The sequence below is a fragment of the Parasedimentitalea marina genome (assembly GCF_004006175.1).
Classification (GTDB): Bacteria; Pseudomonadota; Alphaproteobacteria; order Rhodobacterales; family Rhodobacteraceae; genus Parasedimentitalea; species Parasedimentitalea marina.
The window spans coordinates 3,962,670-3,979,292 of record NZ_CP033219.1; the positions used below are offsets into that span (position 1 = coordinate 3,962,670).

Here is a 16,623-nt window from a genome sequence, read left to right on the forward strand (position 1 = left end):
AATCAGCTACGCCGCGCGCCTCACTGTAATTCGGGGAACGATATGGCACGCAAACGCAAAGGCCGCGATATTTCTGGTTGGTTGGTGGTGGACAAACCCGCCGGCATCACCTCGACCTCGGTCGTGAACAAGGTCCGTTGGGCGCTTGAGGCCAAGAAAGCCGGCCATGCGGGCACCCTTGACCCCGAAGCAACCGGTGTACTGGCCGTGGCCCTGGGTGAGGCGACCAAAACGGTTCCCTATATCACTGACGCGCTAAAGGCATACCGCTTCACCGTGCGGCTGGGTCAGGCGACCAATACCGATGACACCGAAGGTGAAGTGATCGCGACCAGCGACGCCCGCCCTTCGGATGACGAAATCATCGCTGCTTTGCCCCAGTTCCTGGGTGATATCATGCAGGTGCCACCTAAGTTTTCAGCAGTGAAAATCGACGGTCAGCGCGCCTATAAACTGGCTCGCGATGGCGAGGATGTTGAACTGGCGGCGCGTCCGCTGTGGGTCGAGGAACTGCTGCTGGTGGATCGCCCCGACGCCGACCATGTGACACTGGAGATGACCTGCGGCAAGGGCGGTTATGTGCGTTCCATCGCCCGTGATCTGGGCACATCATTGGGATGCCACGGCCACGTCCGCGAATTGCGCCGGGTCTGGTCCGGGCCGTTTGACGTTGAAAACGGGCTGACCCTGGACCGCATCGAAGAGATCGCGCGCACACCAGAACTGGATACCTTTATCCAACCGCTGGAGATTGGTCTGGCAGATCTTCCCGAGCTGAAATGCACCCCCGAAGGCGCCGCCAAACTGCGCAACGGCAACCCCGGCATGGTGCTGGCAGCCACTGTTGAATACGGCGACGAGGCCTGGGCCTCACTGGACGGTGAGGCCGTTGCAGTTGGCACCTACAAAGCGGGTGAACTGCACCCAAGCCGGGTATTTGTGCGACCTGAGTGATCCTCAGTCGGGCGGCTGCACAGGTCTCACCTCTGTGCAGCCGTTATCCATGATAATTCTCGTGCACGCTGATCAGGACAGCCAGATCAGCCGGATCGCTCTCGTTCCCCTCCAGATCATACCAGACCGTCTCATTATTTTCGAAGGTATGCTCAAAGCCGATATTCATGCCCGTCTGACCGGTCAGCTCCATAACGTCGGACCCGTCGACCAAGATTCGGGTATTACCATCCGGAGTTTCCACCTCCTCGACACGCCCGCGCAAATCATAGGTTTCTCCAGTGAAAATAGAGGACTCATCCATGAATTCACCGCCGCTTAGGTAAATGCGAATAGTTTCGTTTTCGGGGTCAAAATCACTCAGTGTGGCACCGCCAAGCTCGTGCTCGACATCCAAATATGCACTGAAAGAATCGCTACCGCTGCCACCCGTGGCAACATCACCATTGGACAGGACCAGCACGTCATTTCCGGCTCCGCCGTCCAAGGTATCTGACTGGTCATCCATGTTTTCATAAACCGAGGAGCTGTGATGAGAAGGCACCCGATTGTCATTGGGGTTAAGATAATCATCCCCCTGGCCGCCAGACAGGTTTTGAGCGCCATCACTGCCGAGCAAAACATCGTGGCCACCACCACCGATGAGCGTGCTATCGCCAAGCGCTGCGGCTATTTCACTGGCTTCGCCACCTTCAAACCGCCCGCCATCACCGTGTAACAAAACCTGTGTCACCAGCGCATCGTCGGATCCAATCACAGTATCATTGGGCCCAGCCTCTACCAGCGCAGTCACCTCCCCGCTTAGCTGCACCAGATCCCCTTCGGAATCGTCCGAAGTGCGGATAAAGGCAGACGCATCATGAACGCTAATGGTATCCGCCCCGGCTCCACCAAACAGATTATGATGCAGTGCGCCAATGGGTGGTACCCCATGATCCAAAAGCTCATGGAGATGGCTGGTCCCAAAAGTGTCAACTTCGGGCAATGGGTTTTCACCGTCGCCCACTACTTCGATGAAGTCGTCACCGGCACCCCCCTGGATGATAGAAGCATCTGCGCTCACAGAAATGGTATTGTCCCCACTGTCTGCAACAACAAAGCTGTAAGGATTCCCCTCAGCCGGGTCTGCAACCGTGATATCCGCCCCACTGATCAAAGAAACAGCAAATTCAATACCCCGGTCCTCGCTGAAATCGGCCTGTAGCTCAGTTGCAAAGGTCACCGCCCCTTCCTGCAACTCCGTCACCCCGGGAAGCGCCAGGATCAGGTGACCACCCTCAGAATAAACTCCCAGCCCCGCCTCGTCTTCAAGCGGCCGAATATCAACATCTGCCTGGTCGAATTCCAAAACAAGCTGGTCCTCGGTCGGGTCGAAGTCCGTCAGCTGAATCGGTGCATCATCTTCTCCCCAGCTATAGCCCGCATCAATCAGAAAAAGATCCTCGCCTTCTCCTCCGGTCGCGGTGTTACCTACTTCGAGATTGAACAAATCATTCCCGCCACCGCCTATCAACACGTCGGCGTCATCCCTGTTGCCCGTCAAAGTGTCATTGCCGCTACCGCCCTCAAGGAAGTCGACAACTCCGGCTTCCCCGATCAATTCAACGGGATCATCAGGTTGATCACTTAAGTCGCCATCTTGTGAGCTATCGTCATCGTCTGCGAGCGATGCCACTGCAAGCCCGACGGACACCACCCCTAACAACGCAAAGATTCCTAACATGGCGAATATCCATAAGTGGTTTTTAATTAATTGAACTATCCACAAACGTGTATCTCAGCTCCCAGCTCACGGCAATTAGGTGAACGCAGCGCCGGACATTCGGTATTTAACACAGCACGCACAAGCGGTATGTGTCGAATAGCAATACCACCCCTATCAGGCTCATTACAAACAAGACCCCCATGATCACCCGCTCCCATACCAAGGGCGACGCGCCCTCAACCGCCGTGTATTCCGACTGCGAGACCTATCGCTATAGCCTGACCCGGGTCTGGGACGAGGCGGGCAAGAAGGTGATGTTTGTGATGTTGAACCCGTCCACTGCCACCGAGGTTCAGAACGACCCCACCATCGAGCGCTGTGAGCGACGCGCCAGAGCGTTGGGATTTGGCGGGTTTCGCGCCACCAATATCTTTGCCTACCGCGCCACCGATCCGCGTGACATGCGTGCCGCCTCTGATCCTGCCGGTCCTGACAATGAGACCGCGATTCTGGACGGGATGGACTGGGCCGATCAAGTGGTTTGCGCCTGGGGCACCAATGGTGAGCATCTGAATCAGGGACAACGTATGGAGACCTTGCTGCGCGCCACTGGTCGGACGTTGCATCAACTGGGGATCAGCAAGGCAGGACATCCAAAGCATCCTCTGTATATCTCTTACAGCCAAACCCCTCAGCCTTGGGAATAGTTTGGGTCTAACCGAGCGCGTTAACCTATGTTCCCTGTTTGTTTGGAAAATTAACCACCCGTGTGAGACACTGTTCCCGTGTTACTGGTTCTCCCTTGGTGTGGGGTCTTTAAATGTTTTGGTTAGCAAGTCTCTTTGGTCTGATGGCCATGGGTGGCGTAATGTTCGTCGCTGATGGTGAAAGCGACAGCGACGAAGATGGCACCGCAGTGGGGCCCACGTCGCCGGAAACAGATGTGACAATACCCGACCTGCTGCCCACGGGCGGCTCTTCTGAAGGCGATGATATCCTCTCTGGCACCTCAGACGGCGACGATCTTAATGGGGGCGATGGCATTGATCAGATCAATGGGTACGGCGGGGACGATCTGCTGGACGGCGGCAATGATGGCGATCACCTTTATGGGGGCGATGGGGCTGACACGATCTTCGGTGGTGCAGGCTCAGACCTGATCCATGGCGAAGCCGGTGATGACCATATGCAGGGTGGCGACGGCGATGACCGCCTATTTGGCCACTTTGGCACTGACCTGATAAGCGGCGGCAATGGGGATGACATTGCACATGGTGGCCAGGGTAACGACACTCTGCACGGCGACGGGGGTGATGACGCACTGCATGGCAACTATGGCGACGACACCCTGTTTGGTGGGGCTGGCGTGGACACGTTGTTTGGTGGGGTAGGCGATGACCTCATCTCGGGCGCGGACGACGCGGGTGAGCGTGACTATGTTAACGGAGGTGACGGCGATGACACCTTGGTGGCAGGCGCCAATGATGTACTGACCCTGGGCGATGGTGAAGATCAAGTCATCGTCGGCAGCTGGATCAATGGAGACGACGCTATCGAGCTCGTGGATTTCGACTCTTCTGATGATCAACTGGTGTTGCTATGGGATATGCAAAATCAACCTGATCCCGATATCGAAATCGAAGCCGACCCCGAGGCACCGTACCAAAGCATCATCCGGATCAACGGGGCCGAGACCCTGCGGGTCAATACCTCGGCTGGGATAACTGAAGACGATATTGTCTTGCTGGATCAAACCAGCAGCGCATTGACTGGCCAGTTGCCAATCTGACCCAATGGCCGACCACAGCGGTCACACGCAAAATACCTTTGCCATTCTCTCCAGAACCGCCTATATCCGCGCATCCGCGTTAGATTCGCACTGTTGTGCTGTTTGGGGCGGGGACTACTCCATGGGCCTGTGCTGGACGACATCCCGGCCTGCGCCATTCACACAAACCTTTAAGGAGACCCCGATGTCGATCACAGTTGAAGAAAAAAACCGCTTGATGAAAGAATTCGCAATCAAGGAAGGCGACACCGGTTCGCCAGAAGTCCAGGTTGCAATCCTTACTTCGCGCATCACCACCCTGACTGAGCACTTCAAGACCCACAAGAAAGACAACCACGGTCGTCGCGGTCTGCTCAAAATGGTTGCGCTGCGCCGCAAGCTTCTGGATTACACCAAGGCAAAAGACGTGGCCCGTTACCAGGACCTGATCAAACGCCTCGGCATCCGCCGCTAAGCTTTTCGATCCATCCGGATCTGGAAACGCCTGCTTCGCAAGGAGCGGGCGTTTTTTTTGTGCGCATTCTCCAAACCCGCTGCACACGGTTTTTCATATACTGGCACCAATAGGTCAGCCTGCCTGCAAGCGCCGACTAGGCACGATTGGTATAAATGTGCCCGCCACTAGATTGGCTCTCAAAAATAAATCCATTAATCAGTCCATTTTTGGTAACAATACAACTCAGCGCATTTGCTCACGAGGTTTCCATACTTCGGCTGAATAAAGTCATTGGCAGGAATAGACATGCACCTTGAACTTACCATTTTGGCCATTTTCGCCTTTCTCTACAGCCTCATCGCCGGTCGGGTAGAGCGCAGCGTGATATCTGGTCCGATAGTTTTTGTCTTTTCGGGCATTCTTATGGGGCCGCTGGTTCTTGCTTGGTTTGAGGGCAACATAGTTCGCAGCCAGTTGCGGATGTTTGCGGATATGACACTGGTTTTGATCCTATTCAGTGACGCAGCCAATGTACAAATGTCCGTGCTGAAATCCAGAATTGTCATACCAGCCCGGATGCTTCTCATTGGCCTGCCAGGTGTCATCATCCTGGGATTTGGGCTGGCCTTGGTGCTATTTGATCTACTCAGCATTTACGAGGCAGCCATCTTGGGAACAATTTTGGCCGCCACCGATGCAGCATTAGGCAAGGCCGTCGTGACAGACGAAAAAATACCCGCTTGGATCAGAACGGGGCTAAACGCCGAAAGCGGCTTGAACGACGGATTGTGTGTGCCTTTCTTGTTCATCTTTATCGCCATGTCGCTAGAATCCATCGCCCCGACCGGGAATGCTATAATGCCGCTGACGGTGGTCCTGGAAGAAATTGGAATCGGCCTTCTCGTCGGCCTCGGCTTGACCTTTGTTGGATCATTGTTGTTAGAGCAGTGCCTCACCCGTGGCTGGGTCACTGAGGTTTGGAAACAGGTCACCGTTCCCGCCCTGGCCTTGGCGTGTTTTTCCCTGGCTCAGCATTGGCATGGAAGCGGCTACATCGCGGCGTTCTCCGGCGGCTTGCTGTTTGGATACCTTTTCAACTCTTCCAAACATGGCTTCGTGCTCGCGGCCGAGGGCCTAGGTGAGACATTGGCTATGCTGACGTGGTTGCTTTTTGGTGCGTCAGTTGTCGCCGGTATTATCGGTTTGGTGACTTGGCAAGTGATTGCCTATGCTGTGCTCAGCCTTACCGTAGTCAGAATGTTACCGATCTTTGTGTCACTGGCAGGCACTGACGCGACCATGCAAGATCGGTTGTTTCTTGGATGGTTCGGCCCCCGCGGACTGGCCAGTATTGTCTTTGTTGTCATCGTGCAGGACAGCGGATTACCAGGCGCCGATCTGATTGCCCTAGTGGTTATCGCAACAGTGTTTCTAAGCCTCATCGCGCATGGCTTCAGCGCCAAACCGATGACCAACTGGTTGGTAAAGCAAAAGAACCGATAACCGGGACAAGACAGAATGTCAGATACTCGGGCGTTGCCTACTCGACCCCCGTTTCCAGGCTGGCCGACCCATCCGGGCCAATCCGGCGCAACAGTTTGATCAGCCGCTCCACGTGCTCGTCACGGGTACGAAATGATGACAGGCTGATCCGAAATGCTGGCCGATCCTGCCAGACAGAGCCGCCAAACCACGAAGTCCCACTGGCCTGAACCTGTTTTAGAATAGACTCAGTCGCCGCATCATCGGTGCCGCGCACCAGCACCTGATTCAACACCACCCGGTTCAAAACATCGAATCCCGCCTCTGACAACGCCGCCGCAATGTGCTGAGCTTGCTTGTGATGGGTCTCGACCAGATCAGCGACACCGGTGCGGCCCAGTGTCCGCAGAGCTGCCCAGACAGGAATACCCCTCGCCCGGCGCGAAAATTCAAGCGTCAGGTTTTTTTGCGCATCCGCCGAGGCCGTGGAATAGGCAGCGTCGCTGTTCATCACTCGCGCCAGCGCCTGCGGATCACGGCAAATGGCCATCGCGCCGTCATAGGGCGTGTTCAACCACTTGTGGCCATCTGTGGTCCAACTGTCGGCGCCTTCGATTCCCTGCGTCAGGTCGCGCAACTTGGGGGCGGCCCGCGCCCACAGACCAAAGGCTCCATCCACATGCACCCAGGCACCGGCCGCCTTAGCGCGGGGGATCAGTTCAACAAAGGGATCAAACTCCCCCGTGTTTACCTCACCCGCCTGCAGAACCAGAATGGTTCGCCCATCCATCGGCGGCAGCTGATCCGGAATGATCCGCCCCTGCCCGTCAACCGGAGCCTTTAGCACGCGCGCCCAGCCGAAGCCCAGGATCTGCAGTGCCTTGCGCACTGTCACATGGGTCGACGCGGGCACAATCACCTTGATCTCGGGCGCGCCCATCACCCCGTCATTGACCACGTCCCAGCCCAATCGATCCAACAATGCGCCCCGTGCAGCCGCAAGGCAGCTGAGCCCACAGGCGGTAGCCGACGTGCCAAAGGCAACGGCGCTGTCACGCGGCAGGTCAAGGATATCCAGCAACCAACGCCCGGCCTGTTTTTCCAGAACATCGGCAACTGGGCTACCGTCTTGGGTCGAGGCACATTGGTCCCAGGCCAGTGCAAGCCGCTCGGCCGCGGCGGCGGCTGGTAAACTGGCGCCAATGACAAAGCCAAAGTAGTTCGGCCCGTTTGACGCCACGGTTGCAGGTGATCCCAGCTCATCCATCAGCTTTAATGTATCCGTGGCGGAAATCCCCACCTCCGGCAGGTCTTCGTTAAACCCGGACAGGGCGGAACAGGCCTCGACATCGGGAAACACCCGGCGAGACTCGATGCCCGCGACATAGGCTTGGGCCCGCCGGTCGCCGTCCTGTAGTATCCCCTGCTCATCCATGGCATTCTCTCCCCGTGACGTGATTCCATATTGGGAATTATCTATATAGAGACTTATCGATATGAACAAGCCACTGCCAGAGATTGTCCCTGCCCTGCGCGCACTGGCGAACCCTCAGCGAGCCCGGATCATGGATTGGCTGCTAGATCCGACGGATCATTTCCCACCGCAACGGGATGGGGATCTGGTGCGTGATGGCGTCTGCGTTGGCGCCATCACGGACAAGACCAAGCTAACCCAACCCACTGTAACATCGCATATGAAGACGCTTGAGTCTGCCGGGTTGGTGACATCCCAAAAAATCAAAAACTGGGTGTTTTACAAGGCCGACCGAACGGCGCTCGATCAAATCGCTCAGGTCTTCGGGCAGGCCGCCGGTAGCTATAGCCCAACAGCCTATAAATAATAATTTTGGACCAAATCGTTCAATCCGCCACTCGTTAGGGCCAAACCCTAGATTGCCATTTCTAATACACAACCCTGAAGCGTGTAAGGGCACCGCGGTATTGCCCGGAATATCGGCAAATCCTCTCCTGTAGCTGACGTGACTGCATTGAACCTTTCTTTTTGCGTCAAAACCATATAACGCGAGACAATCTGGAATGGGGCATCCGAGACCCGAGCCCCAGATACGAAGGATAGGGTCGCGAGCATGGGCTCGCATTTTTCCGGCCAAAGGGGATACGCCCTGGCGGCCTACGTAGGAAACGTGATGTTTAACGTAACTAAGAAATCAATCCAGTGGGGCGAAGAAACGCTGACACTGGAAACCGGCAAAGTTGCCCGTCAGGCTGACGGCTCGGTCATCGCCACTCTGGGCGAAACCTCGGTCATGGCCAACGTGACTTTTGCCCGCAAGCAAAAACCCGGCCAGGACTTCTTCCCCCTGACCGTGCACTACCAAGAGAAATACTATGCCGCCGGTAAAGTACCGGGTGGCTTCTTCAAGCGTGAGGCCCGCCCCACCGAGAAGGAAACACTGACCGCACGTCTGATCGACCGTCCGATCCGTCCGCTGTTCGTTCCTGGCTTCAAAAACGAAGTTCTGGTGATGTGCACCGTGCTGTCCCACGATCTGGTCAACGACCCGGATATGGTTGCAATGATCGCTGCCTCGGCTGCCCTGACAATCTCAGGCGCTCCGTTCATGGGCCCGATCGCCAACTGTCGTGTTGGTTTTGAGGATGGCGAATACGTCCTGAACCCAACAGTCGACGACATGCAGGACCTGCGCCTGAACCCTGAACAGCGTTTGGATCTGGTTGTTGCCGGCACCAAAGACGCCGTGATGATGGTTGAATCCGAAGCATATGAGCTGTCCGAAGCTGAAATGCTGGGCGCTGTGAACTTTGCCCACGAGCAGATCCAGCCCGTTCTGGACCTGATCATCTCGCTGGCTGAAGACGCCGCCAAGGAGCCGTTCGACTTTGCTGCTCCGGATTACTCGGAGCTGTTCGAAGCTGTTAAGGCAGCTGGCGACACTGCAATGCGCGCAGCCTTTGCGATCAGCGACAAGCAAGAGCGCACGTCGGCTGTTGCCGCTGCACGCGACACCATCAAAGCTGCCCTGACTGATGAGCAACTGGACGATGCGAACCTCGGTTCCGCGTTGAAAAAGCTCGAAGCTGGCATCCTGCGTGGCGACGTTGTCAAAACTGGCGTTCGTATCGATGGTCGTAAGACCGACGAGATCCGCCCAATCGTTTCGGAAACCGGCTTACTGCCGCGGACCCACGGTTCGGCTCTGTTCACCCGTGGCGAGACTCAGGGTCTGGTTGTCACCACGCTGGGAACCGGCGACGACGAACAGTTCATCGATGCGCTGCACGGCAACTTCAAATCCAACTTCCTGCTGCACTATAACTTCCCTCCCTATTCGGTTGGTGAAGTTGGTCGCGTCAGTGGCCCAGGCCGTCGTGAAATCGGTCACGGTAAACTGGCATGGCGTGCGCTTCAGGCTGTTCTGCCTGCTTCGACTGATTTCCCATACACCATCCGCTTGGTGTCCGAGATCACCGAATCAAACGGCTCAAGCTCGATGGCTTCTGTCTGCGGCGGTTCGCTGTCGATGATGGACGCTGGTGTCCCTCTGAAAGCCCCAGTTGCTGGTGTTGCGATGGGTCTGATCCTGGAAGAAGACGGATCTTATGCGATCCTGTCCGACATCCTGGGTGACGAAGATCACCTTGGCGACATGGACTTCAAAGTGGCCGGTACCGAAAAAGGTATCACCTCGCTGCAGATGGACATCAAGATTGCAGGCATCACACCTGAAATCATGGAAAAAGCCCTGGAACAGGCCAAAGCTGGCCGTGTTCACATCCTGGGTGAGATGGCAAATGCACTGACCGAAGCTTCTGACTTCTCGGTTCACGCGCCACGCATCGAAACCATGCAGGTTCCAACCGATAAGATCCGTGAAGTGATCGGTTCGGGTGGTAAAGTGATCCGCGAAATCGTTGAAGTATCCGGCGCTAAGGTCGACATCAACGACGACGGCATCATCAAGATCGCATCGCCAAACGGTGAATCGATCAAGAAAGCCTATGACATGATCTATTCGATCGTGGCCGAGCCTGAAGAAGGTGCCATCTACACCGGTAAAGTTGTCAAAATCGTCGACTTCGGCGCCTTTGTGAACTTCTTCGGCAAACGCGACGGCCTGGTGCACGTCTCCCAGATCGAAAACCGCCGCCTGAACCACCCTTCGGATGTTCTGAAAGAAGGCCAGGAAGTGAAAGTCAAACTGCTGGGCTTTGACGATCGCGGCAAGGTTCGCCTGTCGATGAAGATCGTTGACCAGGCAACTGGCGAAGAGATCAAACCAGAAGAGTAAGCTGATATAGCTTTCTTCGCTTTTTGAACAACGAAAGGCCTCGCTGGCAACGGCGGGGCCTTTTTTATCGGGGAGAGTGGCGACCCCGAGCTCGCTCCACACTATTATTCGACTACTCAGTACAAACGATCAGTCTCGTTATGGGACATTCGATTTTCCAAGTCTTCGATATGGTCGGGCAAAGCACCGTGATCTTTTAGCGCCTGAGCGTAGCTGGGCAATCCGTCAACTGATGGCCATTTGTCCGGCTGCCACATACCCGAACGTATCATTGACTTACCGCAATGAAAGAAAGCCTCTTGAACTCGAACGATAATCGCGAGATCAGGCTGGTGCCCGTTCACCTTCATCATTTCCCGCAGTTCAATATCTCGGGCAATTGTGGCTTGGCCATTTATGCGGATCACTTCTTTTCGCCCAGGCACAATGAAAATCAAGCCAATTGAAGGGTTTTCTAGCAGATTGAAGAACGTATCCCCACGATGGTTTCCAATCCTATCGGGGATCGCTAGCGTCTTTGCATCAAGTACTTTTACAAAACCCGCAGGATCTCCTTTTGGTGATGCATCTGTATTTCCCTTCGCGTCACTTGATGCGACAATCAAAAATGGGCTTCTCTCGATCCACAGCCTGCAATGATCATCAATATGGTCGATAACCTTTGCCGTTTGACTGGCGAATTCTTCACCCAAAATTTCTCTAATTTGTTCGTGCTCTGTGATCGGCTCTTTAACACAGTACATGGCGGCCCCATAAATAAACGAAAATGCCAGTATCTAGTAACAAGCACGATTCTGGCAACTATTTATGTATTCACCAAGACTCACCACTCCAGTTCTGCCAACTTGGAGGTTGGTGGTCCATTATCACCCCAATGCTTGCATGATCATATCAACTCGTCCCTTTGTCCTACCTTCCACACCCAGATTTTGCTCGCGAAACCAGTTTTGTATGATATTTGCCTAGCCCGGCCATAAACCTAAGTCCAATACCCTTCAAACCAACCCAAAACCAATCGCACTGCCGACCTTCCGTCCCCACCTCATCATCACCGAAACGCAAAAACGGAGATGAAAAATGGAAAATCTGAAAACCCTCACCTTGGTCACTCTGCTGATAGGCGCTCCTGCTCTGGCCATGGCCAACATCACGGTTGGCGACAGCCTGAGCACCGACGAAGCTGAAATTCGAACCATGGTCGAGGCACAAGGCTATACTGTGCAGGACATCGAGGTCGAAGACGGCGAGTTCGAGGTTGAAGTCTTGCTGGATGGCGTGGAAAGTGAACTGGTCATCGATATGACCACCGGCATGGTCACCGAGATCGAAACCGACTGATCACCCAACGCCAAAGGAGCCCCATGCGGAAATCGACTTTATTCTGGCTTTGGCTCCTTCTGGTGGTGCAGGCCCTCTGCGCCACCTTCTTTGTGTTTGATGCGATGTCCGACTGGCTGGGCAGCCCTGCGGCCCTTAGTCCACGCCACTATCACTTGTTCGAACTGCTGCTGTCGCTGGCCCTGCTCGGCGGTTTGTTCGCCACCGGGCTGCAAATCCGGGCCCTGTCGCAACGTCAGCATCAGATGCGCCGCCAGCTTGATGTTGCCTCGGGCGCTTTTGCCGAACTGATTGACCAGCAATTCACAAACTGGCAGCTCAGCAGCGCCGAGCGCGACGTCGCCCTGCTCGCCATCAAAGGCCTGCCTGTCGCGGAAATCGCTGCCCTGCGTCAAACCAAAAAAGGCACCGTCAAGGCCCAATGCGCCGCTGTCTATCGCAAGGCAGGTGTCACCGGACGGCTGCAATTGCTCAGCTATTTCATCGAGGAACTTTTGGCCGACCCGTTATTGCCTCATCATTCCCCTCCTGCCGGGCCTTAGGCCGTCCTTCGCCTCGCAAGACCCGGGGCTAGGTTTTTGGCAAAGCCTGCTGTAGATCTCGAATACAGTACCTCCATATTGGAAACGAGTTTACTTTTCTCATGAAAATCAAACCCTTCATCATACACTTGGCCCGGGCAACTCAGCGGCGTTCTCAGGTGCAGAAGATTCTGACGGCGTTGGGTCCAAACAGCGAGGTTATCGACGCCGTTGATGGCATGGCACTCACCCAGGCAGAGCTGTCATCGGCCTATCAACCGTCGCTTCACGCACCGCACTATCCCTTTCAGCTGCGCCCGGGTGAGACTGGGTGCTTCCTAAGCCACCGCGCAGCTTGGGCCGCTCTTTTAGAAAGTGATGCCGACGCTGCACTGGTGCTGGAGGATGATGTTGAACTGACCGCGGACTTCAACGCCGCCCTCGATCTGGCCCAACGGCATCTGGGCGACATCGGCTACATCCAACTGCAAACCCGCGACTATGTTGGGACTGCGATCGACAGGCAAGGCAGCTACTCCCTGATCCAGCCGCAGATCACGCCGCTTCGCACATCCGGCCAACTGATCTGCCGCACATCGGCAAAACTGCTGCTCGACGCCTCGGCTCCATTTGACCGACCGGTTGATACCTTTTTGCAAATGCACTGGCACACAGGATTGCACCTTGGCGTGGTATCGCCCGCCTGCATAACAGACCGCACAGCCGAAACCGGTGGCAGCACAATTGGCGCTTCAAAGCCCTTGTTCGAAAAGATACAACGCGAATGGAAACGGACGCGCTATCGGAGCAAGGTGAAACACCTCTCCAAACCCCGCTCTTCATCTGGCTAAAAATATCCTCGGGGGTGAATGCACCAAAGCCAGCGGCTTTGGTGCAGAGGGGGCAGACAGCCCCCCCTTTTTGTTTTACTGAGGCGCCTTGGTTTTGCGCAGGTATGGGAAGATCGTCTCAAACTCACCAAATTTTGCCTTGGCATCGTCATTGGACACTGTCGGCGGAATGATCACATCTTCACCCGGCACCCAGTTGGCGGGTGTCGCAACACCTTTGGACGACATCTGCAACCCGTCCAGTGCCCGCAGAATCTCGGCAAAATTGCGCCCCACGGTCATTGGATAGGTCATCGACAGCTTCAGCTGTTTGTCCGGTCCAATGATAAACACCGACCGTACAGTGGCGCTGTGCGCTGCTGTACGACCATCAGGCATATAGGCCTCGGAGGGCAGCATATCAAAGGCCTTGGAGACCTCTAGGCCCGCATCAGCAATAATCGGAAACCCAGCCGCGACATTACCATAGCTTTCGATGTCGGCTTTCCACTTCTTGTGGTCCTCAACTCCGTCGACCGACACGCCAATCACCTTGGTGTTGCGGGCAGCCCATTCGTCTGCCAGCTGGGCAACAGCCGAAAACTCAGTGGTGCAGACCGGGGTGAAATCCTTGGGGTGGGAAAACAGAATGGCCCAGCTGTCACCAATCCAATCGTGAAACGAAACTGTTCCCTGGTCGGTTTCAGCAGTGAAATTTGGAACCACATCGTTGATGCGAAGGCCCATGGCGATCTCCTATCATGTCAAAATACACGTCGTATAAACGACCAAGTAATCCTTGTTTCGCAACGTTACACCCCCTCGATCACGACACCAGCGGAAAACAACTCAATCAACATCAATTGAAAATAACCAGCGCGCCCTTTGGCCGCTGCAGCACAATTTGATCAAATTACCACATAACGTCTCTTGTCGCCCGGAGCCGGGAGTGACAGAGTGGCGCCAATTCCCCGACCGCTTGGTCGGGAGCACCGTTTGTTTTGGGAGTACCGGACATGATCGAGAAACGCGATTTTTATATCAACGGCCAATGGGTCGCCCCGTCACAAGCCAATGACTTTGCGGTCATAGACCCCTCAACCGAGGCTGCCTGTGCGGTGATCTCGCTGGGGTCCGAGGCGGATACCAACGCTGCCGTTGCCGCCGCCAAGGCCGCGCTGCCGGGATGGATTGCAACACCTCCGGCTGAGCGTATCGCCATGGTTGAAAAACTGGTCGATGCTTATCAGGCCCGTGGCGAAGATCTGGCACAGGCGATATCCGCCGAAATGGGTGCCCCGATTGATATGGCACGCAGCCAACAGGTTGGCGCTGGTATCTATCACCTGAAAAACTTCATTCGGGCCGCCAAGGCGTTTCAGTTTGAAAAACCGCTGGGGGACCATGCCCCAAATGACAGGATCATCCATGAGGCCGTCGGCGTTGCGGCACTGATCACGCCGTGGAACTGGCCGATGAACCAGATCACACTCAAGGTTGGCGCAGCAGCAATTTCCGGCTGCACCATGGTTCTGAAACCCTCCGAGCAAAGCCCGCTGAACGCGATGATCTTTGCTGAAATGATGGATGAGGCAGGATTTCCACCCGGTGTCTTCAACTTGGTCAACGGCGACGGTGTTGGCGTCGGCTCGACCCTGTCTGCGCATCCGGATGTGGACATGGTCTCCTTTACCGGCTCCACCCGCGCCGGGACTGCGATTTCCAAATCTGCGGCTGAGACCCTGAAAAAAGTCCATCTGGAACTCGGCGGCAAGGGTGCCAACGTGATCTTTGACGATGCCGATGAAAAGGCTGTCAAACGCGGCGTGCTGCATATGATGAATAACACCGGCCAAAGCTGTAATGCGCCCAGCCGGATGCTGGTACAGCGCGGGGTCTATGATCAGGCCGTCGCCACCGCAGCCGAAGTCGCCGGTAAGATCAGTGTCGGGGCCGCCTCTGAGGAGGGTCGTCACATCGGCCCAGTGGTGAACGAACTGCAATGGGGTAAGATCCAGAGCCTGATTCAGGCCGGTATCGATGAAGGCGCCAAGCTGGTTGCCGGCGGCACCGGACGTCCCGAGGGGCTGGACAAAGGTTTCTATGTCAAACCAACCATTTTTGCCGATGTGAACAACCAGATGGTTGTCGCTCGCGAAGAAATCTTTGGCCCGGTTCTGGCAATCATTCCTTTCGACACCGAAGAAGAGGCCGTCCAGATCGCCAATGACACGCCTTATGGTCTGACCAACTACGTGCAGACACAAGACATGGAACGCGCCAATCGCATGGCCCGTCAATTGCGCTCGGGCATGGTTGAAATGAATGGTCAGTCGCGCTCTGCCGGGGCACCGTTTGGCGGCATGAAGCAATCCGGAAATGGCCGTGAAGGCGGGAGCTGGGGCATCGAGGACTTCCTTGAAGTCAAAGCCGTCGGTGGCTGGGCAGCCGAGTAACCAACCCTCACTTTACTGAACAAGAAGGCCGCCACACTGGGCGGCCTTCCGTTTTAAACGGCTTGATACGTCAGACCAGTCGCACCGAAACCCCACCATCAGCCAGCACCGGGCTGCCCGTGACAAACCCAGCACGGTCCGACAGCAGGAACAGGGCCACTTGGGCAATCTCTGCCGGTTGCGCCATCCGTTTCAGCGCATGCAGCCCGGATATGAACGCATGGGTTTCGGCGTCATCCCCAGCCATGGCCGTCAGCGTTCCCCCGGGTAACAAGGTGTTTACCCGCACACCTTCAGCGCCGTGATCCGCAGCCAAAGACTGGGCCAGACCAATCAGCCCCGCCTTCGAGGCCGCATAGGCCCCCATGCCCGGCATTCCACCGTTGGAATAGCCAACGAAGGACGAGGTGAACAGGATTGAGCCACCACCGCGTTTCACCATCGCCGGAACCTGCGCTTTGGCAGCATGAAAACCGCTGGTCAGGTTGGTCTCGATTACAGTGTTCCAAGTATCAACTGGCATATCGCCAATGGGGCCCATGTCGCCCATCATGCCTGCATTGTTAAAAGCCCCGTCCAGTCCGCCGTAGCTTTCAACTGCCAGGTCAACCAGTGCCTGCGCATAGCCAGCATCCGTGACATCCCCGGCCAGCGCCACTGCGGAGCCGTTGTTTTGGCTGATTTGGTCGGCGACCTGAGCCAGCTCTTTGTCCCGGCGAGCCCCCAGCACCACATTGGCGCCCTCCGCAGCAAACAACAGGGCCGCTGCAGCACCAATGCCACTGCTGGCCCCCGTGACGATGATAGTTTTATTAGTGAGTTCCATAATGTGGTCTCCATG

The 16,623-nt window shown here is 55.9% G+C and carries 16 protein-coding genes; 11 read left to right on the forward strand and 5 right to left on the reverse strand.

Annotated elements, in window-relative coordinates; translation table 11 throughout:
- Positions 1 to 42: 42 nt before the first annotated feature.
- The gene (gene truB, locus EBB79_RS19050; protein WP_127750399.1) at positions 43 to 954 is read left to right on the forward strand and encodes a tRNA pseudouridine(55) synthase TruB; all 912 of its coding nucleotides are present in this window, start codon (positions 43 to 45) and stop codon (positions 952 to 954) included.
- Between the two features lie 43 nt (positions 955 to 997).
- Here truB and EBB79_RS19055 read toward each other — a convergent pair whose 3' ends face one another.
- Positions 998 to 2,677 carry a calcium-binding protein gene (locus EBB79_RS19055; protein ID WP_127750400.1) on the reverse strand — a complete coding sequence of 560 codons (1,680 nt, stop codon included), beginning with the start codon at positions 2,675 to 2,677 and terminating at the stop codon, positions 998 to 1,000.
- Between the two features lie 182 nt (positions 2,678 to 2,859).
- Between EBB79_RS19055 and EBB79_RS19060 the strand changes: the two genes are divergently transcribed.
- The 4 genes from EBB79_RS19060 to EBB79_RS19075 all read left to right on the forward strand — a co-directional run bounded on the left by EBB79_RS19060 (position 2,860) and on the right by EBB79_RS19075 (position 6,387).
- The gene (locus tag EBB79_RS19060) at positions 2,860 to 3,366 is read left to right on the forward strand and encodes a DUF1643 domain-containing protein (RefSeq protein ID WP_127750401.1); all 507 of its coding nucleotides are present in this window, start codon (positions 2,860 to 2,862) and stop codon (positions 3,364 to 3,366) included.
- Positions 3,367 to 3,479: 113 nt separating this feature from the next.
- The gene (locus EBB79_RS19065; protein WP_127750402.1) at positions 3,480 to 4,448 is read left to right on the forward strand and encodes a calcium-binding protein; all 969 of its coding nucleotides are present in this window, start codon (positions 3,480 to 3,482) and stop codon (positions 4,446 to 4,448) included.
- Positions 4,449 to 4,632: 184 nt separating this feature from the next.
- Positions 4,633 to 4,902 carry a 30S ribosomal protein S15 gene (gene rpsO / locus EBB79_RS19070; RefSeq protein WP_127750403.1) on the forward strand — a complete coding sequence of 90 codons (270 nt, stop codon included), beginning with the start codon at positions 4,633 to 4,635 and terminating at the stop codon, positions 4,900 to 4,902.
- Between the two features lie 288 nt (positions 4,903 to 5,190).
- Positions 5,191 to 6,387, forward strand: a complete 1,197-nt coding sequence (locus EBB79_RS19075; protein WP_127750404.1) for a cation:proton antiporter — start codon at positions 5,191 to 5,193, stop codon at positions 6,385 to 6,387.
- Between the two features lie 37 nt (positions 6,388 to 6,424).
- On the opposite strand, the gene EBB79_RS19080 is transcribed toward EBB79_RS19075, so the two are convergent.
- On the reverse strand, positions 6,425 to 7,801 hold the full coding sequence (locus EBB79_RS19080) for a pyridoxal phosphate-dependent decarboxylase family protein (RefSeq protein WP_127750405.1): 1,377 nt from the start codon (positions 7,799 to 7,801) through the stop codon (positions 6,425 to 6,427).
- Between the two features lie 61 nt (positions 7,802 to 7,862).
- On the opposite strand from EBB79_RS19080, the gene EBB79_RS19085 reads away from it, so the two are divergent.
- Both EBB79_RS19085 and pnp read left to right on the forward strand, forming a co-directional pair.
- Positions 7,863 to 8,207, forward strand: coding sequence for an ArsR/SmtB family transcription factor (locus EBB79_RS19085; RefSeq protein ID WP_127750406.1), 345 nt, complete (start codon positions 7,863 to 7,865; stop codon positions 8,205 to 8,207).
- Positions 8,208 to 8,513: 306 nt separating this feature from the next.
- Positions 8,514 to 10,637 carry a polyribonucleotide nucleotidyltransferase gene (gene pnp / locus EBB79_RS19090; RefSeq protein WP_127750407.1) on the forward strand — a complete coding sequence of 708 codons (2,124 nt, stop codon included), beginning with the start codon at positions 8,514 to 8,516 and terminating at the stop codon, positions 10,635 to 10,637.
- Between the two features lie 116 nt (positions 10,638 to 10,753).
- Here pnp and EBB79_RS19095 read toward each other — a convergent pair whose 3' ends face one another.
- The gene (locus tag EBB79_RS19095) at positions 10,754 to 11,380 is read right to left on the reverse strand and encodes an MSMEG_1061 family FMN-dependent PPOX-type flavoprotein (protein ID WP_127750408.1); all 627 of its coding nucleotides are present in this window, start codon (positions 11,378 to 11,380) and stop codon (positions 10,754 to 10,756) included.
- Between the two features lie 334 nt (positions 11,381 to 11,714).
- On the opposite strand from EBB79_RS19095, the gene EBB79_RS19100 reads away from it, so the two are divergent.
- The 3 genes from EBB79_RS19100 to EBB79_RS19110 all read left to right on the forward strand — a co-directional run bounded on the left by EBB79_RS19100 (position 11,715) and on the right by EBB79_RS19110 (position 13,347).
- Positions 11,715 to 11,975, forward strand: coding sequence for a PepSY domain-containing protein (locus EBB79_RS19100; protein ID WP_127750409.1), 261 nt, complete (start codon positions 11,715 to 11,717; stop codon positions 11,973 to 11,975).
- 23 nt (positions 11,976 to 11,998) lie between these two features.
- Positions 11,999 to 12,517: a helix-turn-helix transcriptional regulator gene (locus tag EBB79_RS19105; RefSeq protein WP_127750410.1), complete on the forward strand. Its 519-nt coding sequence runs from the start codon at positions 11,999 to 12,001 to the stop codon at positions 12,515 to 12,517.
- Between the two features lie 158 nt (positions 12,518 to 12,675).
- The gene (locus EBB79_RS19110) at positions 12,676 to 13,347 is read left to right on the forward strand and encodes a glycosyltransferase family 25 protein (protein ID WP_238704952.1); all 672 of its coding nucleotides are present in this window, start codon (positions 12,676 to 12,678) and stop codon (positions 13,345 to 13,347) included.
- Positions 13,348 to 13,422: 75 nt separating this feature from the next.
- Here EBB79_RS19110 and EBB79_RS19115 read toward each other — a convergent pair whose 3' ends face one another.
- Complete coding sequence (locus EBB79_RS19115; RefSeq protein WP_127750412.1) at positions 13,423 to 14,073, reverse strand: peroxiredoxin; 651 nt, start codon at positions 14,071 to 14,073, stop codon at positions 13,423 to 13,425.
- A gap of 269 nt (positions 14,074 to 14,342) precedes the next feature.
- Between EBB79_RS19115 and EBB79_RS19120 the strand changes: the two genes are divergently transcribed.
- The gene (locus EBB79_RS19120; RefSeq protein WP_127750413.1) at positions 14,343 to 15,782 is read left to right on the forward strand and encodes an aldehyde dehydrogenase family protein; all 1,440 of its coding nucleotides are present in this window, start codon (positions 14,343 to 14,345) and stop codon (positions 15,780 to 15,782) included.
- A gap of 70 nt (positions 15,783 to 15,852) precedes the next feature.
- On the opposite strand, the gene EBB79_RS19125 is transcribed toward EBB79_RS19120, so the two are convergent.
- Entirely contained in the window at positions 15,853 to 16,608 is a 756-nt protein-coding gene (locus tag EBB79_RS19125) for an SDR family oxidoreductase (protein ID WP_127750414.1), read from the reverse strand.
- Between the last annotated feature and the right edge of the window lie 15 nt (positions 16,609 to 16,623).